Genomic DNA, 24,239 nt, shown 5'->3' on the forward strand with positions numbered 1-24,239 from the left:
CTCTTTATTTAGCGTGTTGCAGGTCAAGGCGATAAACCGCAAAGCCTGTTTCATCATTGCCGACGGACGTCATCGGGTACTGGGCTTTCTCTTTGATAAACGCTATGGCTTTTTCAGACGGCGACGTTTCAAAACGGATATCCAGCGGTGTCTCGCTGACAATAGGCGCCAGGCGCCAGTTGTTATCCGCCTGCGGTTTCACTTCTCCCGATTTTTGCGTTTCCGCGCTGATGTAGGCCGCCAGAACGGAGCGGTTTTCATCCGGTGATGCAAAAGCCACATATTTCTCACCCGTACCGGCAAATTTCTCGCCGTAGGCGCGGTAGTTGTTGGTGGCAATCAGGAAGGTCGCTTTAGGATCGATCGGTTTGCCGTTAAACGTCAGCGCTTTGATACGGTGTGCTTTATCGTTGATTAATGCGCATTCGTTGTCATAGCGAGCAGGCTGCGTCACATCAATCTGATAATTGACGCCATCGATCACGTCGAAGTTATAGGTGCGGAAGCCGTCCCAGTTGAGTAGGGATTGCGGCTCACGCTTGCTCGGATCGATTTGTTTGAACTGACCCGCAGAGCATTCCAGCCACTCCTGTACCTGCTGCCCGTTAACTTTCACCACCACCAGCGTGTTCGGGTAGAGATACAGATCGGCAGCATTACGGAAGGTGAGCTGGCCTTTTTCCACTTCGACATAGCTGGCAGGATCGTTTTTACGCCCACCGGCTTTAAACGGCGCGGCGGCGGAAAGTACCGGCAGATCGGCCAGGTCGGGATCGCCCTGAATAAAGTGTTCCACATAGGCGCGCTGAGCATTGTTGACGATCTGCACCGTAGGATCGTCCTGAATCAGCGACAGGTAGCTATACATGTTGTCTGCGGATTTACCAATCGGTTTGCTGACAAATTCGCGCGTATTCTGGTGCGCATCGGACAGCACTTTCACCAGCTTGTCGTCTTCCGTCGCCAGCGATTTCTTCTGCGCTTTGTCATAGATCGGTCTGGCTTCCGCTTTCGCCTGTTCTACCTGCCATGTGCCGCTGTCATTATTCAGCGTGAAATCGACGACGCCGAGGTGGTCACCCCATTGCCCCGGCATCACCGCAGGCACGCCGTTAAGCGTTCCCTGTTTGATGTCAGCGCCCTTGATGTTCGCAAAGTCATTGCTGGGGAAAACCGCATGAGCATGGCCGAACATGATCGCATCGACCCCAGGAATTTGGCTGAGGTAGTAAACAGAGTTTTCCGCCATTACTTTATACGGTTCGGCAGAAAGGCCGGAGTGAGGGATAACGATCACCAGATCGGCACCTTGCTTACGCATTTCAGGCACCCACTTTTTGGCACTCTCCGTGATGTCTTCTACGGTGACTTTTCCCGTCAGATTGGCTTTATCCCACACCATGACCTGCGGTGGGACGAAGCCAATATAGCCGATGCGCAGGGTATGCTGTTTGCCGTCGCGATCCGTAACCGACTTGTTTTCAATGTGGTAAGGCGTAAATAGCGGTTTGCCCGTTTTGGCATCCAGCACGTTGGCGTTCACATAAGGGAATTTCGCGCCGGACAGCGCCTTGTGCAGATAGTCCAGGCCATAGTTGAATTCGTGGTTACCGATGTTGCCGACGGAATAATCCAGCGTGTTCATCGCCTGATAAACCGGGTGCACGTCGCCCGCTTTCAGCCCCTTCGCGGCCATGTAATCGCCTAACGGGCTGCCTTGGATCAAATCGCCGTTGTCCACCAGCACGCTATTGGTGGCCTGCTCACGCGCGGCGTGAATCAGGCTGGCGGTGCGCACCAGACCAAACTTATCGGTTGGCGCATCCTTGTAATAATCGAAGTCCATCATATTGCTGTGCAGATCGGTAGTTTCCAATACCCGTAGATCAACAGTAGCTGCATGAACGGTCGTGGCGACCAGCGTAGCAAGCAGGCTGAGTGCCAGTGAATGCTTCATTGCGTAACTCCTTGTGCGGTAATTATCGACGCGTGAGGCGATCGGGGTGTCTTTCATATCATGATGAAGTTAAAGTGATTATCGTCTCTAAATGCTGAGGATGACATCAATAATGGCAATAATCGTAGATTGCCTCACAGATGTATAATGAATGACAGAGATGAAGTCTGCGTTACGTGTAACCGATAACGACGAGGTCGATCATGTTAGAAACTGTTTGCCAACTGGCTCGCGATGCTGGTGCTGCGATTATGCAGGTTTACGAAGGGCAACATCCTGTCGATGTTGCGCACAAGAAAGATGACTCACCGGTGACGGCTGCCGACCTTGCGGCGCATCGCGTTATTAAGGACGGGCTGGCTGCGGCGTATCCTGACATTCCTTTGCTGTCAGAGGAAGATCCGCCGGAGTGGGAAATCCGTCGGCACTGGCAGCGCTATTGGTTGGTTGATCCACTGGACGGCACCAAAGAGTTCCTTAGCCGCAATGGCGAGTTTACGGTGAATATTGCGCTGATCGAGAACGGTCAGGCCGTGCTGGGCGTGGTGTATGTGCCGGTCACGGGCGTGATGTATTTTGCGGCGGACGGCAAAGCCTGGAAAGAAGAGAACGGCCAGCGTCGGCAAATTACGGTGAAGCAGGCGCATCCGCCGCTGGTGGTGGTTAGCCGCTCTCATGCCGATAGTGAACTGAAAGATTATCTTAGCCAATTGGGTGAGCACCAGACGGTGGCGATTGGGTCATCGCTAAAATTTTGTCTGGTGGCAGAAGGCGAAGCGCAGCTTTACCCACGCTTCGGGCCAACTAACATTTGGGATACCGCAGCAGGCCATGCGGTGGCAGTCGCCGCTGGGGCGCAGGTTAACGATTGGCAAGGGCGCCCGCTGTCCTACACGCCACGTGAATCTTTCCTCAACCCCGGTTTTCGCGTCTCCCTGTTTTAACTGCTTTAGTGCTATTTCTCTTCCAGCAACTGGCGCAGCAGGGACATCACCTGCTGCACTTCCTGTCCGCTCAACGCGCCATCCTTCACGAAACGGATTTTCCCTTGTTTATCCAGCACCGCGATAGCTGAGCTTTGCGGTTGTAGCTGCCAGGTCTTCCGTACGTTGCCGTTACTGTCGACAATGAATTGCGACCACGGGAAGGCTTTCTTGTTGTCCTCCAGACTACTGCGCACAAACATGCTGGTGCCTATGATGGCATCGTCGGTATTCACGATTGTCGTCGTTTGGTAATAATCATGCGGTAGGTTAGCGGCCTTCAGTGCAGAGATGAGCGGATCGTTCATCTCTTTGGCAGAGGTGCGGCCAGCGATATGTTGTATCACCCGCACTTTTCCAGGCAACTGCGCGCTGTTCCAGTTTTTATAACTAAACTGATTATTAAGGTACTGAAGTTCTCCCTTGTCTGCGACGCCAACCGGTGGAACCAATTGGTTGAGTACCAGCATATGGGCTAAGGCTGGGAGCCCCAGCAGAGGCGTGATAGAGATCGCGAGGAGCAGGTGGCGTATTTTTATCATGGTATGTCCTTCAATGTGGGTGGCCCGATGCGATGTCAGAGATGGGAAATATCAGGCTATGGAATAAGCGTAGATTCAGGAAACTGGTCTGTCCTGCTCCGCGATAAAACGGTTTGTGCCCGAGTGCACAAAACCCTTATTTTTGAAGGTTTATACTGATGACTAAGGGTTTCCTTAAACACTACTCTGTAAAAGTCTGTAAAAGCAGTTAAGAATACTGAATAGTGAGGGAACTAAATGCCGTTTTACAGTACTAACTAGCAGTATCCGTTATCTCATTAGCGCTCCAGAACCTCGGCCATGTTGGCAAAAGGGAGAGCGTAAAAAAAATAAAACGGGAGAGTAAAACGATGAGGATCTTCGAACGTTACAATCCTTTAAAAGTTGCCAAGTATGTGAAAACCCTGTTTCGTGGGCGGCTGTACATAAAAGGGGTTGGTGCTTTTGAGTTCGACTACGGCAAAATTCTATTGCCAAAGAAACAGGATAAGCAGCATCTTCTGGTGATGTCCGAAGTCAATCGCCAGGTCATCCGGCTTCAGGCCGAGATGGGATGAGTGATAAAGAAACGGCCCGTAGCGGGCCGTTCTGGTTTTTTATGCATGCCTTTTAGCGGTTAATCGTCGCTATCAATCTTCGCGCTTGATGAGACAATCGGGCGATCTTCCAGACGCGTCACCAGCAACTGATCGATCTTGTAGCTGTCGATATCTACCACTTCAAACTTATAGCCAGAGAAGCGCACCGCATCGGTACGTTTCGGGATTTTTCGCAGCGTATACATCATGAAACCGCCGATGGTTTCGTAATTGCCAGAATGCGGGAAATCATCAATATTCAGCGCCCGCATCACGTCTTCTATTGGCGTACCGCCTTCAACCAGCCACGAATTTTCATCGCGCGCGACAATCTGTTCTTCCATTCCCTGACCGACGAGATCGCCCATTAGCGTCGTCATCACGTCGTTAAGGGTGATGATGCCGACGATCAGCGCGTATTCATTCAGAATAACGGCGAAATCTTCGCCCGCGGTTTTAAAGCTTTCTAAGGCTTCGGACAGCGTCAGTGTATCCGGCACGATCAGCGCGGGACGAATCTGCACGCCGCTACTCAGCGTCAGGCTCTGGTTTCCCAGCACCCGAATCAGCAGGTCTTTGGAATCCACATAGCCGACGATCTGATCGATCGTGCCATCGCAAACCAGAAACTTGGAATGCGGTTGCTGGGCGATCTTTTCCTTAATACTGTCTTCCTGCTCGCGCAGATCGAAATAGACCACGCTTTCGCGTGAGGTCATTGAAGACGGTACGGTACGGGATTCCAGCTCAAACACGTTCTCGATAAGCTCATGTTCCTGCTTACGCAGTACGCCAGCCAGCGCACCGGCTTCCACTACGGCATAAATGTCATCGGATGTGATGTCATCTTTACGCACCATCGGCAGCTTGAGCAGGCGGAAAATGACGTTAGCCAGGCCGTTAAATACCCAAACCAGCGGGCGGAAAAGTAACAGACCGAAGCGCATGGGGTTGATTATGCGTACGGCAACGGCTTCCGGCGCAATCATACCAATGCGTTTCGGGGTGAGATCGCCAAACAGAATAAACAGACTGGTGACGAGTACGAATGAGCAGATGAAACTGACTTTATCTGCGGCTTCGGGTGACATGAAGCGTTCAAACAGTAGGGAAAACGTCGGGGAAAATGCCGCATCGCCGATGATACCGGCCAGAATCGCGACGGCGTTGACGCCAATTTGAATCACGGTAAAGAAGATGCCCGGTGTTTCCTGAAACTTGAGCACCAGATCGGCATTGAGGTTTCCCTCATCGGCCATCAGTTTGAGTTTAATTTTACGGGATGCCGCCAGCGAGATCTCGGAAATCGAGAAAAATGCACTGATGGCAATGAGAAAAAGAATCAGTAATAGACTGTTTAACATAGTTTTTACTTTAGATAAGTTTTTGCATGAACCGAAAGTGGCACTGCGACTCTCAGAAAAGTGAACACAGTAAAGTGAACACATTATGATCGTTATTGAAGGCTATAACCGAGCAACGATCCGCCCGGTTCGGACGCAGTATAGCAGGAGCGGTGAAATTACCGCCAGTGGTCAACGTTGAGGAGGCAGACAGATGCCGATGCCGCCTAATCCACAATAGCCGTTCGGGTTCTTGTACAGGTATTGCTGGTGCTCGTCTTCCGCGTAATAGAACGGACCCGCAGACTCTATTTCTGTGCTGATGGCGCGGTTGTCACCGTTCTCCCTCATCGCCTGCTGAAAGCGTTGAAGGCTTTCCTGCGCCGCCTTTTCCTGTTCGGGCGTGAGCGTATAGATAGCAGAACGGTACTGACTGCCGATATCTCCGCCCTGACGCATACCCTGCGCGGGGTCGTGATTTTCCCAGAACAGCTGTAGCAGTTGCTCGTAGTCGATCACCGCGGGATCGAAAACGACACGCACCGCTTCGGCATGATCGGTCTGCCCGCTGCACACTTCACGGTAGGTCGGGTTGGGCGTGTAACCGCCAATGTAACCCGCCGCTGTGCTATAGATACCCGGCTGTTGCCAGAACAAACGCTCCGCGCCCCAGAAGCAGCCCATCGCAAAAATCGCCACGGACATCGAGTCTGGCACATGCGTCATGGAATGTTCATGAACGACATGCAGCCTAGCGACGGGCATGGGGGTGGAACGCCCTGGTAAAGCATCGGATTGCGTAATCCGCCGTGTCTTATCAATTGAATTCATCATGTTGTTAACTCCAGCTAGACTGGGTAAATAACCCGCTTTCATGGAAAGCATAACCAAGAAGCATGTGGCTGTCTTGATATCTTCATGGTGTTTAATGTTAAGGTAATGTGTATCTGTAATGCCTCCTACGGATATTTTTAGGTGAAAATCTATTCTTAAGCTGAAAAATTAGTATTTATCACTAACATCATGCAAAGTTGGTGGGAGATTTCGGCGCTGCGTTGCGGATTGTCCGGTAAGCGTACCGCGACGGTCGTCAATGCGGTGGGCGAAGTGATAAAAGCCATGCTATAGGTTTTAGACGACAAGGTTTTAGACGACAGACCGATTTATCAGGGAGCTCAGTGACTATTTTCATCTCAACGAAAAGTTTCATTGGAAAAAAAAACGTTACCGGGCAAAAAGGCATAGCAGGACAAAAGAATAGCTTTGCTGGCTGTGGGGCGTCACGATACTGGGTTCTTGGCCTTATGTGCGCGCTGCTGATGCTGGCCCCAGAGAGCCAGGCAGCGAATGTGCGTCTGCAAGTCATGGGGCTGGAAGGGCAGTTACAAAAGAATGTACGGGCACGCTTATCAACCATTTCGGTTGATGAGGTGAATGCCGATGGGCGTTTCCGCTCACGCGTCGATGAAGCGATCCGTCAGGGGTTGCGCGCGCTTGGCTACTACGATCCACAGATTGGTTTCGAATTCCGGCCTGCCGTTAATGGCGGACGACCCGTATTGATTGCCACCGTGACTCCCGGTGAACCGGTAAAAATTGCTGGGGTGAACATCACCCTGCGCGGTGGTGCACATGACGATAAAGACTACCAACAACTGGTTAAAGACGATCGCCCCGAAATCGGTTCAGCATTGAACCATGGCGATTTCGATCGCTTTAAAAGTGGGCTGAACGGTTTGTCATTACGCAAAGGCTATTTTGATGCGCGCTTCCAGCAAAGCCAGCTCGGCGTGATGCGGGAAGAGAGAGAAGCGTTTTGGGATATCGATTTTGATAGCGGTGAACGCTATCGCTTTGGCGCCGTACATTTTCAGGGCGCACAAATCCGCGATGATTACCTGCAAAATCTGGTGCCGTTTCATGAAGGCGATGCCTACACCAGTGAAAATCTCGGTGAGTTAAACCGCCGTCTTTCTGCGACGGGGTGGTTTAACTCTGTCGTGGTTTCTCCTGATTTTGACCAGTCGAAAAGTTCTAAGGTGCTGCCGCTGGAAGCCGTGGTGACGCCACGAACCCGTAACCGTATTGAAACCGGTGTCGGCTATGCCACGGATGTTGGCCCCCGCTTTAAAACGACTTGGAATAAGCCTTGGGTGAATTCACGGGGCCACAGTCTGGAAAGCAGCCTGAGCGTGTCTGCGCCGGAGCAATCACTCGATTTTAGCTACAAAATCCCCTTGCTGAAGAACCCGCTTGAGCAGTATTACCTGCTGCAAGGCGGTTTCAAACGTGAAGATCTCAACGATACCAAATCCGATGGCACCACGCTGAACGTGGCACGCTACTGGGATCTCTCCAGTGGTTGGCAACGGGCGATTAATCTGCGCTGGAGCCTCGATCACTTTACTCAGGCAAGCGTGACGGATACCACGATGCTGATCTATCCGGGCGTCAGCATTAACCGAACTCGCCAACGCGGTGGGCTGATGCCGGTATGGGGCGATACGCAACGTTATTCTATCGATATTTCCGACACCACCTGGGGATCGGATATCGATTTTGCCGTGGTTCAGGCACAAAACGTCTGGATTCGTACGCTGGTGGATAAACACCGCTTTGTCGCGCGCGGCAATCTGGGCTGGATTGAAACCAACAATTTCTCCCGCGTGCCGCCCTCACTGCGTTTCTTTGCTGGTGGCGATCGCAGCATCCGTGGGTATAAGTACAAATCTATTTCGCCGCGCGACAACGACGGCAAACTGATTGGTGCGTCCAAGCTGGCGACCGGCTCGCTCGAATACCAATACAACGTCTCGGGAAAATGGTGGGGCGCAGTTTTTGTTGATTCAGGTGAAGCAGTGAATGACATAAAACGCAGTAATTTCAAGACCGGCACGGGCGTCGGCGTACGCTGGGCCTCGCCGATTGGGCCGGTAAAACTCGATGTTGCTATGCCGATCGGCGATGCAGAGAAGAAGAACGATGTTCAGTTCTATATCGCGCTGGGGCCTGAATTATGATGGATGAGAAAAACGAAAAAAAAGCACAGGATCCGGTGACAGAAGAAAACGTCGCGCAGGATAATGCGCCGCCGACGCCAGCACGAAAAGGGCGCTGGTGGAAAAAGGTCGGTATTGGCCTCGTGGCATTTTTACTGCTGCTCGTTGTTGGCGTAGGGCTGCTGGTGGGCACCACACCGGGCCTGCATCTGTTGCTGAATACCGCCGCACGCGTGGTGCCGGGGCTGGACATTGCTAGCGTGAGCGGCGGCTGGCGTGATTTAACGCTGAAAAACGTCAGCTACGAAATGCCAGGCGTGACGGTAAAGATCGATGAATTTCATCTGTCGCTCGCGCTGGGCTGCTTGCGTAAAAGTCAGCTGTGCATCAATGACCTCTCGGCAAACCGCATTGATGTGGTTGTGGATTCCACAGCCTTGCCTGTGGCGGCAGAACCACCGCCGCCTTCAACGCCAGTAACGGAAATTTCAACACCATTCCCTATTTCTCTGCGCCAGCTAACGCTCAGCAACGTTCAGGTTACCGTGGATGATACGGCGATTTCACTGGGCGAGTTCCGCACGGGCATGCAGTGGAAAGGGCGCGCGTTGACGCTGCTACCGACCAAAATCAGCGCGCTGCTGGTGGCCTTACCGAAAACCCCCGTCGATGTGCTGGAAGATGGCAAAGTGACGGCGGCGGAAATGGCGTCTGTCGTCAAAGAAACGGTGCAGAGCGTGCGTGAAACGGCCGAGCAAGGTACCTCGCAAACGCTTCACATTGATAACGCGCTGGCCGCAAACAATACCGTCGCGGCAGCCACCACCACGACACTGACGGCATTGACATCCAAAACGGATAGCACCTCTGACAAGCTTGCCGTGCCTGAACAACCGCTAGTTGAACGTCTTAGCGAGCTGTTCTCCAAACCGCTATTACCGGATTTGCCGCAGTTCACGCTGCCGTTGGATCTGAATATTGTTGAGATTCACGGTGAACAGTTGCGACTGACGGGCGATCAGGACATTTTGATTAATAACCTTTTCTTACAGGCATCGACCCAGCAACAACATTGGCGTCTGGACAAGCTGGTCGTGCAATCGCCACAGGGTGGATTGAATGTGCGCGGTGAAGCGACACTCAGCGATAGCTGGCCGGTCTCGCTGACGGCGAACGGCGTGCTAAACGTTGATCCGCTCAAAGGCGAGAAGCTGAAACTGACGGTTGATGGCGGCCTGCGCGAACAGCTGAATGTGGCGCTGAACCTGTCGGGACCGCAGCGTGCGAAGTTAGAGCTGCAAACTCAACTGGCGGAAGCTGGGCTGCCGCTGGCGTTGACGCTGCAAACCGAACGTGTGCGTTGGCCGCTGACGGGCGCGACGCAATATCAGGCTGACAACGTCAAGCTGCGTTTTAACGGCAAAGCGACCGACTATGCGCTGTCGCTGCACGGCGATCTGAGCGGCGCGGAGATTCCTCCCGCAACGCTGCTGCTCGATGGTAAAGGCAGCGAGCAACAGTTTACGCTGAGCCGCCTGCGGCTGGCAGCATTGCAGGGCAATGCCGATCTGAGTGCGCTTATCGACTGGAGCAAAGCCATAAGCTGGCGCAGTGAACTGGTGCTGAACGGGATTAACACGGCGAAACAGTGGCCTGAATGGCCAGCTAAAGTAGACGGCAAGATTACGACGCGCGGTAGCGTCTATGGCGGTAGCTGGCAGTTGCAGGTGCCGGAACTGCGTCTGGACGGCAACGTGAAAGCGAATAAGCTCACGGCCAGAGGTGAACTGCGCGGTAACGCGGCGGGCCAGTGGACAATTCCAGCGCTGAATCTGGCGCTAGGCCGCAACCAACTGAACGTCAAAGGCGACCTGAGCGACGAGTGGCAGTTGGATGCCGACATCAATGCGCCGTCGTTGGACGGCATCTTACCCGGTCTGGCAGGACGCGCCATCGGCGCACTCAAACTCCGAGGCAATCTGCGTGAACCACAGATGCTGGCGGATATCACGGCTTCTGGCCTGCGTTGGCAGGCTATGGCGATTAGCAGTGTGAGGGTGGAAGGCGATGTGCGCGCTGAGCAGCAGATTCAGGGCAAGCTGACCGTACGCCTCGAAGCACTGAAGCAAGAAGAAGGCTTGAATATTGCTCTGCTGACGTTGGATGCCAGCGGTAACGAGAAACAGCACCAGCTTCGGCTGAATATGCAGGGTGAACCGATCGCGGGGCAACTGGCACTTTCGGGCAGCTTTGATCGTCAGGAACAACGCTGGCGCGGCACGCTGAACAATACCCGCTTCGACACGCCGGTGGGTGAATGGCGTCTGACGCAGGATATGGCGTTGGATTACCTGAATGCGCAGCAGAAAATTACTATCGGCACGCACTGCTGGCGGAATCCGAATGCAGAACTCTGCGTACCAAAAGCGATTGAGGCCGGACCGAGCGGACAGGCGAGCATTCGACTGAACCGCTTCGATCTCGCCATGCTGAAACCCTTCCTGACGGCGGATACCGTGCTGGCCGGGACGTTCACCGGCGGTGCCGATATCAGTTGGCAGGCGGGGCAAGGTTTACCGCAGGCGAAAGTGTCGCTGGTGGGTAACGGCGTCAGCGTTCGCCAGCAGATGCGGGGCAACACGCTACCGATTGATTTCGATACCTTTACGTTGAATGCTGGGCTCGACCGCGGTCGGGCCCAGCTTGGCTGGCTGATGGCGATTCGCGAGAACGGACGCTTCAGCGGTGATATTCAGGTAACCGACCCACGGGGCCGGCGCAATCTCGGCGGCAGCGTCACGATCAACACGATTTCGCTGGCGCTGCTCAACCCTGCGTTGAGTAAAGGAGAGAAAGCGGCGGGGATACTCAATGCGAACCTGCGTCTGGCGGGGAATGCGGCGCGTCCTCAGCTCTTCGGCCAGATGGTGCTGGAGCGGGTGGACATTGACGGCAACTGGATGCCAGTCGATCTGACCAACGGGCGGCTGGCGGTGAATTTCAGTGGGATGTCGTCAACGCTGCAAGGCTTCCTGAAAACGGACAACGGGCAGTTGAACCTCGGTGGGAATGCGGACTGGTCGCGGCCTGATGCCTGGCGTGCGCGCATTGCGGCGAAAGGCCAGAAGCTGCGGGTGACGATTCCGCCGATGGCGCGGCTGGATGTCTCGCCGGATATGGTCTTCGAGGCCACGCCGCAGCTGTTCGCGTTAAACGGGTCGGTCAGTATTCCGTGGGCGCGCATTATGGTTAAAGATATGCCGGAAAGCGCGGTGGCGGTGTCATCGGATGAAGTGATGCTGGATGCCCAGCGCCAGCCGTTGAAGAAAGCCAGCGCCGCGATTCCGATTAACAGCAACCTGACGATCCGCGTCGGGAATGATGTGCAACTGGATGCGTTCGGGCTGGCGGCACGCCTACAGGGTGACCTGAAAATGGTTCAGGACGAGCGCGGATTAGGGCTGAACGGCCAGATAGACATTCCATCTGGCCGCTTTAAAGCCTACGGACAGGATCTGATCGTCCGCAAAGGGCTGATTCTGTTCTCTGGCCCGCCGGATCAGCCGATCTTGAATATCGAAGCTATTCGTAACCCAGACAACACGGCGAACGACGTCATTGCCGGTGTGCGTGTGACCGGCATGGCCACGACACCGAAGCTTGAAGTCTTCTCCGATCCGGCGATGTCACAGCAGGAAGCGCTCTCTTATCTGCTGCGTGGGCAGGGTTTGGACAGCGGCGGAGCAGATAGCTCGGCAATGACCTCAATGTTAGTCGGTTTAGGGGTTGCACAAAGTGGTCAAGTTGTGGGTAAAATCGGCGAGGCCTTTGGCGTAAGTAATTTAGCTCTGGATACACAGGGTGTTGGCGATAATTCTCAGGTTGTCGTCAGCGGCTACGTCCTTCCGGGTCTGCAAGTAAAATATGGTGTTGGCATATTTGATTCTTTGGCAACGTTAACGCTGCGTTATCGCCTGATGCCAAAGCTATACTTGGAAGCGGTGTCTGGCATTAGCCAGGCATTAGATGTGCTCTATCAGTTTGAGTTCTAGCGATGCGAATTATTGTTTACGGCAGTTTACGACGCAAACAGGGAAACAGTCATTGGATGACAAATGCGCAATGGTTAGGGGATTGTCAGCTCGCGGGTTTCGAGCTGTACGATCTCGGCCATTATCCGGCAGTCGTACCTGGTAATGGAGAAATCCATTGCGAGGTCTATCGCATTAGTTCGTCGATTTTGACAGAACTGGATGCTTTAAAGCGGGACGGCCACGAATACCAGCGTGAGTTGATTCCTACGCCTCTGGGCAGTGCTTGGATCTATCTGTACAAGCACCCTGTTGCAGGGCTGACGCGTATTGCCAGCGGTGACTGGCTAAAGCGCAGTGAAGAAGATGAAGAAGAGGCTTGAGGGCGAGTCGCCAATCAAGTCATGGTCGCTATAATTAAAAACACCGCACAAGGCGGTGTTTTTGATCATGCGATATCTTGAGCCCGTAAGGCTTTAAGGCATATCGTGTGGCGCTTATTTGTTTTTCGCGCGCTCGAAGGAAGCAACGATCTCGGCTTTCGCCGCAGCAGCGTTATCCCAACCTTCAACTTTCACCCACTTGCCTTTTTCCAGATCTTTGTAGTGCTCAAAGAAGTGGCCGATCTGTGCACGCAGCAGTTCAGGCAGGTCGTTAACGTCTTTAATGTGATCGTATTCTTTGGTCAGCTTGCTGTGTGGAACGGCAACCAGCTTGGCATCTTCGCCTGCTTCGTCGGTCATTTTCAGCACGCCAACAGGACGGCAGCGGATCACTGAGCCCGGCTGCAACGGATACGGGGTCGGAACCAGAACGTCAACTGGGTCGCCATCCAGAGACAGCGTGTGGTTGATGTAGCCGTAGTTGCATGGGTAGAACATGGCCGTAGACATGAAACGGTCTACAAACAGCGCACCGGTATCTTTATCAATTTCATATTTGATCGGATCGGCGTTCGCGGGAATTTCAATCACTACATAGATATCTTCCGGCAGATCTTTACCCGCCGGGACATTGTTCAGACTCATGTCGGTTTCCTTCTCTTAAACCTGAAATAGCGTGGCCGTCATTATAGCCAAAAAGCGTTTAATGTCCCTGATTTTTAGCGTGTGCAAGGCGTGATGCGCTTGCGCGAGTCGTTTAAGTAAAAATACGTTCGTTACTCAATGTCTTCCGGCAATGAAAGACATCCTGTCTCTCACCGGAGGTCAACCTTTGGCTGGTCAAATTCGTTCCCGACGAATTTGTCACTGTGTCGTCGCCTTCACGCAACTCGAATTATTTAGGGGAATTTTTTTGTCTTATTCTTCGGAGGACGTCTGTTCGTCTTCTGGCTGCTTCTTCTTGCGTAGCCTATTCCAGATTTTACTTTCCTGTCCGCGCCAGAGGCGTTGGATATTGTCATGATGACGCATCAGTATCAGGCAAGAGAGCATCGCGACGGGGAAGGTAAACTGTGGCTTGAACCACCAGACATAAAACGGCGCGATGAGCGCACTGACAATCGCACCCAGCGAGGAATAACCGCTCAGCAGCACGGTCAGTAGCCAGGTGCCAGTCATCAGGCCGGTCAAATCCCAGCCGATCGGGGCAATGGCACCCAGCGCCGTTGCCACACCTTTGCCGCCGCGAAAGTGGAAAAATACGGGATAGATATGGCCGAGGCAGGCAGCGATAGCGGTTAGCCCGAGATACAGCGGGGGAACGCCCAGCGCGTAAGCGGCCCAGACTGGCAGCATGCCTTTCAGAACATCAAACACCAATACGGTTGCAGCGGCCGCTTTGCCGCCAATACGCAATACGTTAGTGGCTCCGGGGTTCCCAGAACCATGTTGTCGCGGATCGGGCAGCCCAGTAATTCTGCAGAACAAAATCGCACTGGAAATAGAGCCACACAGATACGCGATTAACATCATACCAAGCGCGGTAACACTCATAACGCTATTCCGTTTAGTTTGTATAGAGAGACGTTTAATAAGGGTCGTTTTACTCTTCTCATCTGTGGATAATACGCACATTCCGTCGGAAGTGGTATCCGACAGCGACAAAAACAGAGAATGGCGTGATGGATATCGTATTTATTGAAGAACTTACTGTAATCACAACTATTGGTGTTTACGATTGGGAACAGACCATCCAGCAGAAACTGGTGTTCGATATCGAAATGGGCTGGGATAACCGTCAGGCAGCCGCCAGTGACGATGTTAAGGACTGCCTGAGCTATGCCGATGTCAGCGAGGCGGTGATTGGCCACGTGGCAAACCAGCGCTTTGCTCTGGTGGAACGCGTTGCCGAAGAAGTCGCACACATGTTGATGCAGCGCTTCTCGATTCCCTGGCTGCGGATCAAGCTCAGCAAGCCGGGTGCCGTCGCGCAGGCGCGGCAGGTTGGCGTTATCATTGAGCGCGGCACGCGATAAATCTGATTTAACAGAAGAAATACTGATTTACGTGCAACTAAACCGTAACCCAAATAGTCTATAAGCCAGTTATAGCGGCTCGCGGAAGTACGCGGCCGCTTTTTTGTGCGCTGCATTTTCGTTTTTATTAGAGGCAAGGATTTTTAGATGACTGACCTGCATTCATTGCTAATCGCATTTATTCTTGGCGTGGTCGAAGGACTGACCGAGTTTTTGCCCGTATCGTCTACAGGGCATATGATTATCGTTGGTCATTGGTTAGGGTTCGCCGATGAGAAAGCCAAGACGTTTGAAGTGATCATTCAGCTTGGCTCGATTCTGGCCGTTGTTGTGATGTTCTGGCGCCGCCTCTTTGGTCTGATAGGGATTCACTTCGGCGATGTTGCGCACGAGGGGAAAACCGCTGGGCGTTTGAAATTAACGCACATCTTGCTGGCTATGATTCCCGCCGTGGTGCTTGGGCTGGTTTTCCATGACGTGATCAAGTCGCTGTTTTATCCGCAGAACGTGATGTATGCGCTGGTGATCGGTGGTTTCCTGCTGTTAGCGGCGGAATGGTTCAAGCCAAAACAGCCTCGTGCTGCTGGGCTGGATGACATCACGCATCGTCAGGCATTTATGATTGGCTGTTTTCAATGTCTGGCGCTGTGGCCCGGCTTTTCTCGTTCGGGAGCGACCATTTCCGGCGGGATGCTGATGGGCGTTAGCCGCTATGCGGCTTCTGAGTTCTCTTTTATTCTGGCGGTTCCCATGATGATGGGTGCGACCGTTCTGGATCTGTATAAAAGCTGGCATTTCCTGTCGCTGGCCGATGCGCCGATGTTTGCCGTAGGCTTCGTGACGGCCTTTATCGTGGCGCTGATTGCGATTAAAACCTTCCTGAAAATCATCAAACGCATCTCGTTTGTCCCGTTCGCGATTTACCGTTTTATCGTCGCGGGCGTGGTTTACATGGTGTTTATGTAAGACTGATTGCGTAGATGTTAGGTCGACCATTATTTATAGAGAGAAGAGGCCACGCTGATGCGTGGCCTCTTTGTTTCAGGACGCGCCCGAGCTATCTGGCTGTTGTGCTTTCCAGTCTGCCAGTGCATGAATGCGGCGACGAGCCAGTTCGTTACGTACATCAATGCCCTTAAATCCATCGGCGACGACGTCCGCACTGCTGACCTGACTGGCGATGCAGAAGGCTTCACGCAGATAGTCGCCTTGTGGATACGAGTTCTCTTCAAAACCAGCACGACCTCTGGCATCGGCTTCGCTCGTGAGTGCTAACTGCTCCAGACGCTGTGGTTTACGCCAGACGTCAATCGCATCAAATAACTTCAGCAGGGTTTTGGGTTGCAGCACCTGCACGGTATGAACCAGATCATGATATTCCGCAACCAGCTTTGCCAAATCGCGAATCGGGTTAGGTACGCGCAGACGCTGGCACAGTGCTTCAACCAGTTTGACGCCCGCTGGGCCATGCCCGTGATGACGCGGCCACAGTTCGGGGGGCGTCAGCCCTTTTCCTAAATCGTGGCATAGCGTAGCAAAACGTACGTCAATCTCAGGGCTGAGGCGAGCAGACATCGCCACTGTCATCATCGTATGAATACCGGTATCAATTTCCGGGTGCCATTTGGCGGGAGCCGGCACGCCGTACAGATTATCGATTTCAGGGAACAGCACGGCCAGCGCACCGCAGTCACGCAGTACCTGAAAATAGACATCTGGCGACGAGGTGCCGAGCGCTTTTTCCGTCTCTTTCCAGACGCGCTCTGGCGTCAGGTAAGCCAGCTCGCCCTCATGCGCCATTGTTTGCATCAGCGCCATGGTTTCTTCGGCAATCTGGAAGCCGAGATGAGCAAAACGCGCGGCAAAACGGGCGACGCGCAGCACCCGTAACGGATCTTCGCTGAATGCGTCGGAAACGTGGCGCAGCACGCGATTCTCGAGATCGCGACGACCGTGATAAGGATCGATAAGATCGCCTCGCTCGGTGCGGGCGATCGCGTTGATGGTCAAATCGCGGCGCAGCAAATCCTGCTCTAATGTGACATCGGGGGCAGCATGGCAGACAAAACCGGTATAGCCTTTGCCAGATTTGCGTTCGGTACGTGCGAGCGCGTATTCATCGTGGCTAACGGGGTGTAAGAAGACGGGGAAATCCTTTCCAACCTGCTGGTAACCCTGCTCAAGCAGGTTCTCCGGCGTCGCGCCGACCACCACCCAATCTTTCTCGGTGACGGGTAAACCCAGCAGGCTGTCCCGAACAGCGCCGCCGACAAGGTAGATCTTCAACGTCGGGCTCCTGAATTGATAACGAATACTTCACCACATACTACCATCTTTGCTCCGTGGCGTTGGCCGCAAAGAAAAATGCCAGCGTCTCGCAGGCAAGTATTCCGATTAGCTCATCCAGCGGTCATTTTTCTTTTTGCGAGGGATGATGTGCGGCAACAGCAGACCCAGTAGCAAGCCGATGCCAGCAACGCCGCCGCCATACATAAACCACTGTAGAATGATGGTGCGCTGCTTATCGTCAAGCTGGACATTCGCCGCGCTGACTTTCTTCTGCGCGATGATAAGCTGATTTTTCAGATCCTGATTTTCCTGACGCAACCCATTGATAACACCATCGCTGGCTGCGACTTTCTGCTGCATATCCGCGGTGCGTTGGTTCCAGGTCTGATCGATATTATTCAGTTTGTCAGTCAGGTCTTTTACCTGTTTTTCCAGCTCCGGTACCCGCGTGCGCAGGCTTGGCGTCTCGCTAAGCTGGTCGAGAGGAATCCAGGTGGTGCGGTTTTTATCATCACGAATCTGCGCATAGCCTGCACTTTCATTAACGCTGAGTAGCGTGACCTCAGTGCCAGCATTCACCGTGCCGACGATACGATATTGATTGCCCGGCCCGCTGTGGACATACGTCAATAACTCATCGGAAATATAGCGTTTTTCTTCCGCCTGTGCGGTCCAACTCAGCGTGAGTGAAAATAAAGTAAAACAGAGTAAGCCTAATTTCTGCATAAGATCATCATGTTGCGTTAATGGTGGTCCGATAGTAGAGGCTTAAGTCTGACGAGGCAATGTATAAACCTAAATGAGAACAGTCTTAGAACCTATCCCATGAGGGCTATTTCGTCCCAATAACGCCTATTGGGATCGGTTCTTAGAAGGCGGTGGGCGGCGTGTTTAAGCGGGGGAAAGCGATGTTGCCAATGGCAGCTTTGCATAAGAAATGCGCGCTTGTTCGCAGGTGAAAAAGAGTGTGTGCGGTAAGAGTAGTAAGCTGAAGTAAAATGTTATTTACTGACATGATAATGAATGTGGTCTTGGTGTTGTGAATGCTATGAGTGAAGAAATTGAGCTGAAGTTTATTGTTCATCCCGACAGCGTTGAATCGCTGCTGACGCAACTGGCTGACTGGGAGAGTGATTACAGTCAGTATGAGCACATGCGTGCCCAGCGTCTGAGCAATACCTATTATGAAACGGCGGATAATTACCTGCGCCGCAATGGCATCGGCCTGCGTATTCGTGGCGAAAATGAACGCTACGAAATGACGGCGAAAAGGGCCGGCAAGGTGATTGGCGGGCTGCATCAACACCCAGAATATAATGTTGAGCTGGAGAAAGCTGAGCTGGATCTCAGCCTGTTTCCGGCGGAAGTTTGGCCGGAGGATTGCGATGTTGAGGCGCTGCAATCGTCGCTTAATCCGCTGTTTAGTACGGATTTTACGCGTGAAAAGTGGGTGTTTACTTACTATCAAAGCGTGATTGAGGTTGCTTTAGATCGCGGTGAGATTCGTGCCGGAGATCTGAGTGAACCGCTGTGCGAGCTTGAGATGGAGCTTAAGGTCGGGCAGACCACCCATCTGCTGGAGCTGGCAAAGGAAATCGCGGAATTTGGTGGTATGCGACAGGGCAGCCTGAGTAAGGCGGCGCGCGGATACCATTTGGCTAAAGGTAACCCAGTTCGCGAGTGTCAGCCTCTCAATCGATTGGTTGTGGATCCAAAAACCAATATCGATCAAGCCATCCGCGCGGCGCTGGAACTGGGGTTGAGTCACTGGCAATACCATGAAGAACTGTGGGTAAGAGGGAATGCCTCTGCCCGTGAAGCCCTGCCAGAGGCCAGCGCGTTGATGCGCGAAATGTTGGTGCTGGTGGGCGGCGTCGTGTTACGCAAGGTCACCACGCTTTTTCGCTCTGCACTCGCCACTCTGGAGGCTCGGCTACAAGGCTCCGATGGCGCGGAAGTGTGTTACAGCGTCGACTACCTGCAAAGTAAGTTAGTACTTACTTCCTGGCTGATCGAGTCTGGCTGGCGTGACCATATGGATAATAAAGATCGCATTAAGCTACAGGGATCGTTCAAACGCTTTGCCGACATTATGTTAAGCCGTAGCACGGCGGATCTGAAAAGCGCCTTTTCCTCTAAATTGACGGAAGCGCAGTACGAACAGCAAATCCCCCGTCTGCAACGTAATATTTGCGCGTTTTTTCTCTTATCCGGCGCTTATCCAGCGGAGCAGGTGGAAGCCTACGTTGAACACTGGCAGGCGTTACTGCACGAAATTGAGCGGCTCGCTGCCGGGCAGGCTCCTTCTGCGTATCTGGAAGCCTACCGTAAAGAGGTGCTGAACTTGTCCCCGTTCTGGCTACATAGCGGCGGACCATCACAGTAACCGTTAACTGCCGCTTGTCAGTGAAGATAGGCGGCGCATCAAGGGAACCCCCATGTCGATACTTCCTTTGCCCGCTTTACCTGTGCTTCTGACGGAACACTCTCAGCGTGCTCTGTCGCGTTTGCGGGAAGCCGCACCTGATGAACCGATAACCGACAGTGACTCTGCTGTTCTGGCATTGAGCGATTTTGTCAGCGACGCGCTTGCACTGCATCCTGACTGGTGGCAAGGGATTCATCAGCAACCGCCGCAGCCCGAAGAGTGGCAGCATTATGCCGACTGGTTGAGCAATGCATTGGCCGATGTTAACGATGAAAATGCGTTGATGGCCGCGTTGCGCCGGTTTCGCCGACATATGTTGACGCGAATTGCGTGGTCGCAGGCGCTGCAAACCAGTACGACGGAACACACGCTGCGTCAGCTCAGTGAGCTGGCCGAGGTGGTGATCGTGGCGGCCAGAAGCTGGCTATATCAGGCCTGTTGTCGCGAGTGGGGTACACCTTGCAATGCGCAGGGCGTAGCTCAGCCTCTGCTGATTCTTGGCATGGGAAAATTGGGTGGGGGGGAACTTAACTTCTCTTCGGATATCGATCTGATCTTCGTCTATCCCGAAAATGGTCATACGCAAGGCGGGCGTCGCGAGCTGGATAATGCACAGTTCTTCACGCGTCTGGGACAGCGGCTTATTAAGGTGCTGGATCAGCCGACCGTCGATGGTTTTGTTTACCGTGTGGATATGCGGCTACGTCCCTTTGGTGACAGTGGCCCGCTGGTGCTCAGCTTTGCGGCCATGGAAGATTATTATCAGGAGCAGGGCCGCGATTGGGAACGCTATGCAATGGTCAAAGCGCGCCTGATGGGGGGAATGGACGATGACTATAGTCAGGAACTGCGCAGTACGCTGAAGCCCTTTGTCTTCCGTCGCTATATCGATTTCAGCGTGATCCAGTCGCTGCGAAATATGAAGGGCATGATTGCCCGCGAAGTGCGTCGACGGGATCTGCGCAATAACATCAAGCTGGGTGCGGGCGGCATTCGTGAAATCGAATTTATCACGCAGGTTTTCCAACTGATTCGTGGCGGGCGTGAACCAGGATTGCAGGGGCGCTCGCTGCTGCCTACGCTCCAGCATGTAGGAACGCTGGGATTATTAACGCCGCAGCAGGTGCTCGATCTCAGTACCTCTTACCTATTTCTGCGTCGTTTAGAGAACCTGTTGCAGGCGATTGCCGATGAGCAGACGCAAACCTTGCCGGGTGATGAGCTGAATCAGCAGCGGCTGGCCTGGGGAATGGGTTTCGATAATTGGGGCACGCTGCAATCCATGCTGGAACAGCATATGCAGGCGGTGCGTCACGTATTTGATGACCTGATTGGCGATGATGCGCCGGACAATAATGATATCCCTGAACATAGCAGCTATAGCAGCCTATGGCAGGACACGCTGGATGACGGCGAACTGGCTCCGCTGACGCCGCATCTCTCAGAAAGCGTGCGTGAAAAACTGATGCGGACGATTGTGGAATTCCGTCACGATGTAGCGAAACGCACGATAGGGCCGCGCGGGCGAGACGTGCTGGATCAGCTCATGCCGTGTTTGCTGGCGGAAGTCTGCGCTCGTCAGGAAGCGGATACGGTGCTGTTTCGTCTGACGCCGCTGCTGCTGGGGATCGTCACACGCACCACCTATCTTGAACTGCTGCTGGAGTCTCGCGCTGCGCTCGGCCAACTGATTCGCCTGTGTGCGGCGTCGCCAATGGTTGCCAGCCAGTTGGCACGCTATCCCTTGCTGCTGGATGAATTGCTCGATGCGTCAACGCTATATCAGCCGACGGCACCGGGCGCGTATGCCGATGAGCTACGTCAGTATTTGATGCGTGTCCCTGAGGATGATGAAGAACAGCAGTTGGAAGCCGTTCGCCAGTTCAAACAGTCGCAGCAACTGCGTATCGCCGCAGGAGATATCGGCGGCGTATTGCCCGTGATGAAAGTGAGCGATCACTTAACCTATTTGGCGGAAGCGATTATCGCGGCCGTGGTTCAGCAGGCGTGGGGGCAGATGGTGGCGCGCTATGGCCAGCCGTCGCATTTGCAGCATCGTGAAGGTCGTGGGTTTGCCGTGATTGCCTACGGCAAACTCGGCGGCTGGGAGCTGGGATACCGCTCCGATCTGGATTTGGTCTTCTTGCTGGATTGTCCATCGGACGTGATGACGGATGGCGAACGTAGTATTGATGGTCGTCAGTTTTATCTGCGCCTCGCACAGCGAGTGATGCATCTGTTTAGCACCCGGACGTCATCAGGCATTTTGTATGAAGTGGATGCCCGTCTGCGGCCATCGGGCGCGGCGGGTATGCTGGTGAGTACGGTAGAAGCGTTTGATGACTATCAGCGCAATGAGGCATGGACGTGGGAGCATCAGGCGCTGGTGCGTGCGCGTATGGTGTACGGCGAAAGCGGTGTGCAGCAAACATTTGAGTCTATTCGTCGCAGCATTCTGTGTGCAGAGCGTGACGCGGAGACGCTGCGAACCGAAGTGCGCGAAATGCGGGAAAAAATGCGTCAGCATCTGGCGAACAAAGATAAAGCACTCTTTGACATCAAAACGGATGCGGGCGGCATTACGGATATCGAATTCATTGCCCAGTATCTGATGCTACGTTACGCCGCTCAGGAACCGCGTTTGACCCGTTGGTCAGACAACGTGCGTATTCTGGAACTGATGGCGCAATATGGCGTAATGGAAGAGAGTGAAGCCAATGCGCTCAAGCTGGCCTACGTCACCATGCGCAATGAACTGCACCATCTGGCCTTGCAGGAACTGTCCGGGCGGGTCAGCAAGGATCGGTTTGTCGCGGAGCGGGAGCAGGTGCTGGTGAGTTGGAATAAGTGGCTGGTAGGAGCGTAAGCTCCTCCACCCGTCATACTTCAAGCTGCATGTGCGTTGGCTTTTCTCGCTCACCCCAGTCACTTACTGATGTAAGCTCCTGGGGACTCGCTGCGTCGCCGCGTTACAAGGCCATAAATGGGCCTTGCCCTAAAGGGTCAACGCAGGGCGTTGTTCAAAACGCTAACGTTTTGTCCTGCAACTCGAATTATTTAGGGTATATCTATATGGTCAAAATGTGTCGTGCGGTTTAGAGCCGCGCAGCAGTGGCGTGTATGATACGTGCCTATGATATTATTACGCGCATTATGCGAAATAAGCCTGGAGTAGAGGATGAAAGTGACGCTGCCTGATTTCCGTCAAGCGGGTGTGTTAGTGGTCGGTGATGTCATGCTGGATCGTTACTGGTATGGGCCGACCAGCCGAATTTCACCAGAGGCACCGGTGCCTGTGGTCAAGGTTGATACGATCGAAGAGCGCCCAGGCGGCGCGGCGAACGTCGCCATGAACATCGCGGCATTGGGCGCGGGATCGCGTCTGGTGGGGTTAACGGGCATTGACGATGCTGCACGCGCACTGAATGCCAAACTTGGCGAAGTGAATGTGAAGTGTGACTTTGTCGCTGTTCCTACGCATCCGACGATCACCAAGCTACGCGTGCTGTCGCGTAATCAGCAGTTGATCCGACTGGATTTCGAAGAGGGCTTTGAAGGGATTGATCCTCAGCCGATCATCGAGCGTATTCAACTGGCGCTGCCAAAAATTGGCGCACTGGTGCTGTCTGACTATGCAAAAGGCGCACTAGCGCATGTGCAAACCATGATTCAGACGGCAAAAGCGGCTGGCGTTCCGGTGCTGATCGACCCGAAAGGCACGGATTTTGCCCGTTACCGTGGCGCGACGTTGCTGACGCCAAACCTGTCTGAGTTTGAAGCGGTAGCAGGGCGTTGCAAAACGGAAGACGAGTTGGTTGAGCGCGGTATGCAGATGGTAGCCGATTACGATCTGTCCGCGTTGCTGATTACCCGTTCCGAGCAAGGGATGACGCTGCTACAGCCGGGCAAAGCACCGCTGCATTTGCCGACGCAGGCGCAGGAAGTGTACGACGTGACCGGTGCGGGCGATACCGTCATCGGTGTGTTGGCCGCTGCGCTGGCGGCAGGTAACCCGCTGGAAGAAGCCTGTTTCCTGGCGAATGCTGCCGCAGGCGTCGTCGTCGGCAAGCTGGGTACGTCCACGGTCACGCCGATTGAATTGGAAAATGCTATCCGCGGCCGTGCCGACACTGGATTTGGTGTCATGACCGAAGAACAGCTGAAACATGCCGTTGAACTGGCGCGTCAGCGTGGCGAAAAGATTGTGATGACCAACGGCTGCTTCGATATTCTGCACGCCGGACACGTGTCTTACCTAGCAAACGCCCGCAAACTTGGTGACCGGTTAATCGTTGCAGTAAACAGCGATGCGTCGACCAAACGCCTGAAGGGGCCGACTCGTCCCGTCAACCCGCTGCCGCAGCGCATGATCGTGCTGGGTGCACTGGAAGCCGTCGACTGGGTCGTGCCGTTTGAAGAAGATACGCCGCAGCGCCTGATTGCCAGCATTCTGCCGGACATTCTGGTGAAAGGTGGAGACTACCAGCCACATGAAATCGCCGGTAGTGAAGAAGTCTGGGCCAACGGCGGTGAAGTGAAAGTCCTGAACTTTGAGGACGGCTGTTCCACGACGAACATCATCAACACGATTAAAGCCAACACGTCTCAATCTTAAATGAAATAAAACTGACGGTGCTCGCAAGATTTCGGCACCGTTAGGCCGCAAGCTA

18 protein-coding genes are annotated in these 24,239 nt (G+C 53.7%); 10 read left to right on the forward strand and 8 right to left on the reverse strand.

The features are described from left to right. Nucleotides 1–4 precede the first annotated feature (4 nt). The gene (locus tag IG609_RS03745; RefSeq protein ID WP_193397323.1) at nt 5–1,957 is read right to left on the reverse strand and encodes a bifunctional 2',3'-cyclic-nucleotide 2'-phosphodiesterase/3'-nucleotidase; all 1,953 of its coding nucleotides are present in this window, start codon (nt 1,955–1,957) and stop codon (nt 5–7) included. A gap of 203 nt (nt 1,958–2,160) precedes the next feature. Between IG609_RS03745 and cysQ the strand changes: the two genes are divergently transcribed. Next, nucleotides 2,161–2,901: a 3'(2'),5'-bisphosphate nucleotidase CysQ gene (gene cysQ / locus IG609_RS03750; RefSeq protein WP_193397322.1), complete on the forward strand. Its 741-nt coding sequence runs from the start codon at nt 2,161–2,163 to the stop codon at nt 2,899–2,901. An 11-nt stretch (nt 2,902–2,912) separates the two neighbouring features. Here cysQ and IG609_RS03755 read toward each other — a convergent pair whose 3' ends face one another. Then, on the reverse strand, nt 2,913–3,482 hold the full coding sequence (locus IG609_RS03755; RefSeq protein ID WP_193397321.1) for a YtfJ family protein: 570 nt from the start codon (nt 3,480–3,482) through the stop codon (nt 2,913–2,915). A 350-nt stretch (nt 3,483–3,832) separates the two neighbouring features. Here IG609_RS03755 and IG609_RS03760 point away from each other — a divergent pair, with 350 nt between their 5' ends. After that, nucleotides 3,833–4,039 carry a DUF1107 domain-containing protein gene (locus IG609_RS03760; RefSeq protein ID WP_005974755.1) on the forward strand — a complete coding sequence of 69 codons (207 nt, stop codon included), beginning with the start codon at nt 3,833–3,835 and terminating at the stop codon, nt 4,037–4,039. A 59-nt stretch (nt 4,040–4,098) separates the two neighbouring features. Here IG609_RS03760 and paeA read toward each other — a convergent pair whose 3' ends face one another. After that, nucleotides 4,099–5,424: a polyamine export protein PaeA gene (gene paeA, locus IG609_RS03765; RefSeq protein WP_102117473.1), complete on the reverse strand. Its 1,326-nt coding sequence runs from the start codon at nt 5,422–5,424 to the stop codon at nt 4,099–4,101. 171 nt (nt 5,425–5,595) lie between these two features. Beyond that, nucleotides 5,596–6,234, reverse strand: a complete 639-nt coding sequence (msrA, locus tag IG609_RS03770) for a peptide-methionine (S)-S-oxide reductase MsrA (RefSeq protein ID WP_102117474.1) — start codon at nt 6,232–6,234, stop codon at nt 5,596–5,598. 473 nt (nt 6,235–6,707) lie between these two features. Here msrA and tamA point away from each other — a divergent pair, with 473 nt between their 5' ends. From tamA to IG609_RS03785, 3 genes are read left to right on the forward strand one after another with little or no spacing between them, the layout of a single operon-like run. Further along, nucleotides 6,708–8,423, forward strand: a complete 1,716-nt coding sequence (tamA, locus tag IG609_RS03775) for an autotransporter assembly complex protein TamA (protein WP_193397320.1) — start codon at nt 6,708–6,710, stop codon at nt 8,421–8,423. Next, nucleotides 8,420–12,454 (forward strand): autotransporter assembly complex protein TamB, encoded by a 4,035-nt coding sequence (gene tamB / locus IG609_RS03780; RefSeq protein WP_193397319.1) that lies wholly within the window; start codon nt 8,420–8,422, stop codon nt 12,452–12,454. Before tamA ends, tamB begins: the two co-directional genes overlap by 4 nt. 2 nt (nt 12,455–12,456) lie before the next feature. After that, nucleotides 12,457–12,816 (forward strand): gamma-glutamylcyclotransferase family protein, encoded by a 360-nt coding sequence (locus IG609_RS03785; RefSeq protein ID WP_193397318.1) that lies wholly within the window; start codon nt 12,457–12,459, stop codon nt 12,814–12,816. 114 nt (nt 12,817–12,930) lie between these two features. On the opposite strand, the gene ppa is transcribed toward IG609_RS03785, so the two are convergent. Both ppa and plsY read right to left on the reverse strand, forming a co-directional pair. Continuing rightward, nucleotides 12,931–13,461: an inorganic diphosphatase gene (ppa, locus tag IG609_RS03790; protein WP_010278977.1), complete on the reverse strand. Its 531-nt coding sequence runs from the start codon at nt 13,459–13,461 to the stop codon at nt 12,931–12,933. A gap of 273 nt (nt 13,462–13,734) precedes the next feature. Beyond that, a complete protein-coding gene (gene plsY, locus IG609_RS03795) occupies nt 13,735–14,370 on the reverse strand; it encodes a glycerol-3-phosphate 1-O-acyltransferase PlsY (RefSeq protein ID WP_193397317.1) in 636 nt (211 codons plus the stop codon). Nucleotides 14,371–14,498: 128 nt separating this feature from the next. On the opposite strand from plsY, the gene folB reads away from it, so the two are divergent. Both folB and bacA read left to right on the forward strand, forming a co-directional pair. Next, nucleotides 14,499–14,852, forward strand: coding sequence for a bifunctional dihydroneopterin aldolase/7,8-dihydroneopterin epimerase (gene folB, locus IG609_RS03800; protein ID WP_193397316.1), 354 nt, complete (start codon nt 14,499–14,501; stop codon nt 14,850–14,852). Between the two features lie 147 nt (nt 14,853–14,999). After that, the gene (bacA, locus tag IG609_RS03805; protein WP_193397315.1) at nt 15,000–15,818 is read left to right on the forward strand and encodes an undecaprenyl-diphosphate phosphatase; all 819 of its coding nucleotides are present in this window, start codon (nt 15,000–15,002) and stop codon (nt 15,816–15,818) included. Nucleotides 15,819–15,893: 75 nt separating this feature from the next. On the opposite strand, the gene IG609_RS03810 is transcribed toward bacA, so the two are convergent. Both IG609_RS03810 and IG609_RS03815 read right to left on the reverse strand, forming a co-directional pair. Then, nucleotides 15,894–17,138 carry a multifunctional CCA addition/repair protein gene (locus IG609_RS03810; protein ID WP_193397314.1) on the reverse strand — a complete coding sequence of 415 codons (1,245 nt, stop codon included), beginning with the start codon at nt 17,136–17,138 and terminating at the stop codon, nt 15,894–15,896. A 108-nt stretch (nt 17,139–17,246) separates the two neighbouring features. Continuing rightward, the gene (locus IG609_RS03815; RefSeq protein ID WP_193397313.1) at nt 17,247–17,867 is read right to left on the reverse strand and encodes a TIGR04211 family SH3 domain-containing protein; all 621 of its coding nucleotides are present in this window, start codon (nt 17,865–17,867) and stop codon (nt 17,247–17,249) included. A 322-nt stretch (nt 17,868–18,189) separates the two neighbouring features. Between IG609_RS03815 and IG609_RS03820 the strand changes: the two genes are divergently transcribed. The 3 genes from IG609_RS03820 (at nt 18,190) to hldE (ending at nt 24,184) form a co-directional block, all read left to right on the forward strand. Continuing rightward, nucleotides 18,190–19,527: a CYTH domain-containing protein gene (locus IG609_RS03820; protein WP_193397312.1), complete on the forward strand. Its 1,338-nt coding sequence runs from the start codon at nt 18,190–18,192 to the stop codon at nt 19,525–19,527. A 52-nt stretch (nt 19,528–19,579) separates the two neighbouring features. Then, entirely contained in the window at nt 19,580–22,435 is a 2,856-nt protein-coding gene (glnE, locus tag IG609_RS03825) for a bifunctional [glutamate--ammonia ligase]-adenylyl-L-tyrosine phosphorylase/[glutamate--ammonia-ligase] adenylyltransferase (RefSeq protein WP_193397311.1), read from the forward strand. Between the two features lie 312 nt (nt 22,436–22,747). Next, nucleotides 22,748–24,184: a bifunctional D-glycero-beta-D-manno-heptose-7-phosphate kinase/D-glycero-beta-D-manno-heptose 1-phosphate adenylyltransferase HldE gene (gene hldE, locus IG609_RS03830; protein WP_193397310.1), complete on the forward strand. Its 1,437-nt coding sequence runs from the start codon at nt 22,748–22,750 to the stop codon at nt 24,182–24,184. Nucleotides 24,185–24,239 lie beyond the last annotated feature (55 nt).

The organism is Pectobacterium quasiaquaticum (genome assembly GCF_014946775.2).
Taxonomy (GTDB): Bacteria; Pseudomonadota; Gammaproteobacteria; order Enterobacterales; family Enterobacteriaceae; genus Pectobacterium; species Pectobacterium aquaticum.

Excerpts from the sequence above, each read along its gene's own strand:
- IG609_RS03745 (WP_193397323.1), bottom strand. The coding sequence starts at position 1,957 with ATGAAGCATTCACTGGCACTCAGCCTGCTTGCTACGCTGGTCGCCACG.
- cysQ (WP_193397322.1), top strand. The coding sequence starts at position 2,161 with ATGTTAGAAACTGTTTGCCAACTGGCTCGCGATGCTGGTGCTGCGATT.
- IG609_RS03755 (WP_193397321.1), bottom strand. The coding sequence starts at position 3,482 with ATGATAAAAATACGCCACCTGCTCCTCGCGATCTCTATCACGCCTCTG.
- IG609_RS03760 (WP_005974755.1), top strand. The coding sequence starts at position 3,833 with ATGAGGATCTTCGAACGTTACAATCCTTTAAAAGTTGCCAAGTATGTG.
- paeA (WP_102117473.1), bottom strand. The coding sequence starts at position 5,424 with ATGTTAAACAGTCTATTACTGATTCTTTTTCTCATTGCCATCAGTGCA.
- msrA (WP_102117474.1), bottom strand. The coding sequence starts at position 6,234 with ATGAATTCAATTGATAAGACACGGCGGATTACGCAATCCGATGCTTTA.
- tamA (WP_193397320.1), top strand. The coding sequence starts at position 6,708 with ATGTGCGCGCTGCTGATGCTGGCCCCAGAGAGCCAGGCAGCGAATGTG.
- tamB (WP_193397319.1), top strand. The coding sequence starts at position 8,420 with ATGATGGATGAGAAAAACGAAAAAAAAGCACAGGATCCGGTGACAGAA.
- IG609_RS03785 (WP_193397318.1), top strand. The coding sequence starts at position 12,457 with ATGCGAATTATTGTTTACGGCAGTTTACGACGCAAACAGGGAAACAGT.
- ppa (WP_010278977.1), bottom strand. The coding sequence starts at position 13,461 with ATGAGTCTGAACAATGTCCCGGCGGGTAAAGATCTGCCGGAAGATATC.
- plsY (WP_193397317.1), bottom strand. The coding sequence starts at position 14,370 with ATGAGTGTTACCGCGCTTGGTATGATGTTAATCGCGTATCTGTGTGGC.
- folB (WP_193397316.1), top strand. The coding sequence starts at position 14,499 with ATGGATATCGTATTTATTGAAGAACTTACTGTAATCACAACTATTGGT.
- bacA (WP_193397315.1), top strand. The coding sequence starts at position 15,000 with ATGACTGACCTGCATTCATTGCTAATCGCATTTATTCTTGGCGTGGTC.
- IG609_RS03815 (WP_193397313.1), bottom strand. The coding sequence starts at position 17,867 with ATGCAGAAATTAGGCTTACTCTGTTTTACTTTATTTTCACTCACGCTG.
- IG609_RS03820 (WP_193397312.1), top strand. The coding sequence starts at position 18,190 with ATGAGTGAAGAAATTGAGCTGAAGTTTATTGTTCATCCCGACAGCGTT.
- glnE (WP_193397311.1), top strand. The coding sequence starts at position 19,580 with ATGTCGATACTTCCTTTGCCCGCTTTACCTGTGCTTCTGACGGAACAC.
- hldE (WP_193397310.1), top strand. The coding sequence starts at position 22,748 with ATGAAAGTGACGCTGCCTGATTTCCGTCAAGCGGGTGTGTTAGTGGTC.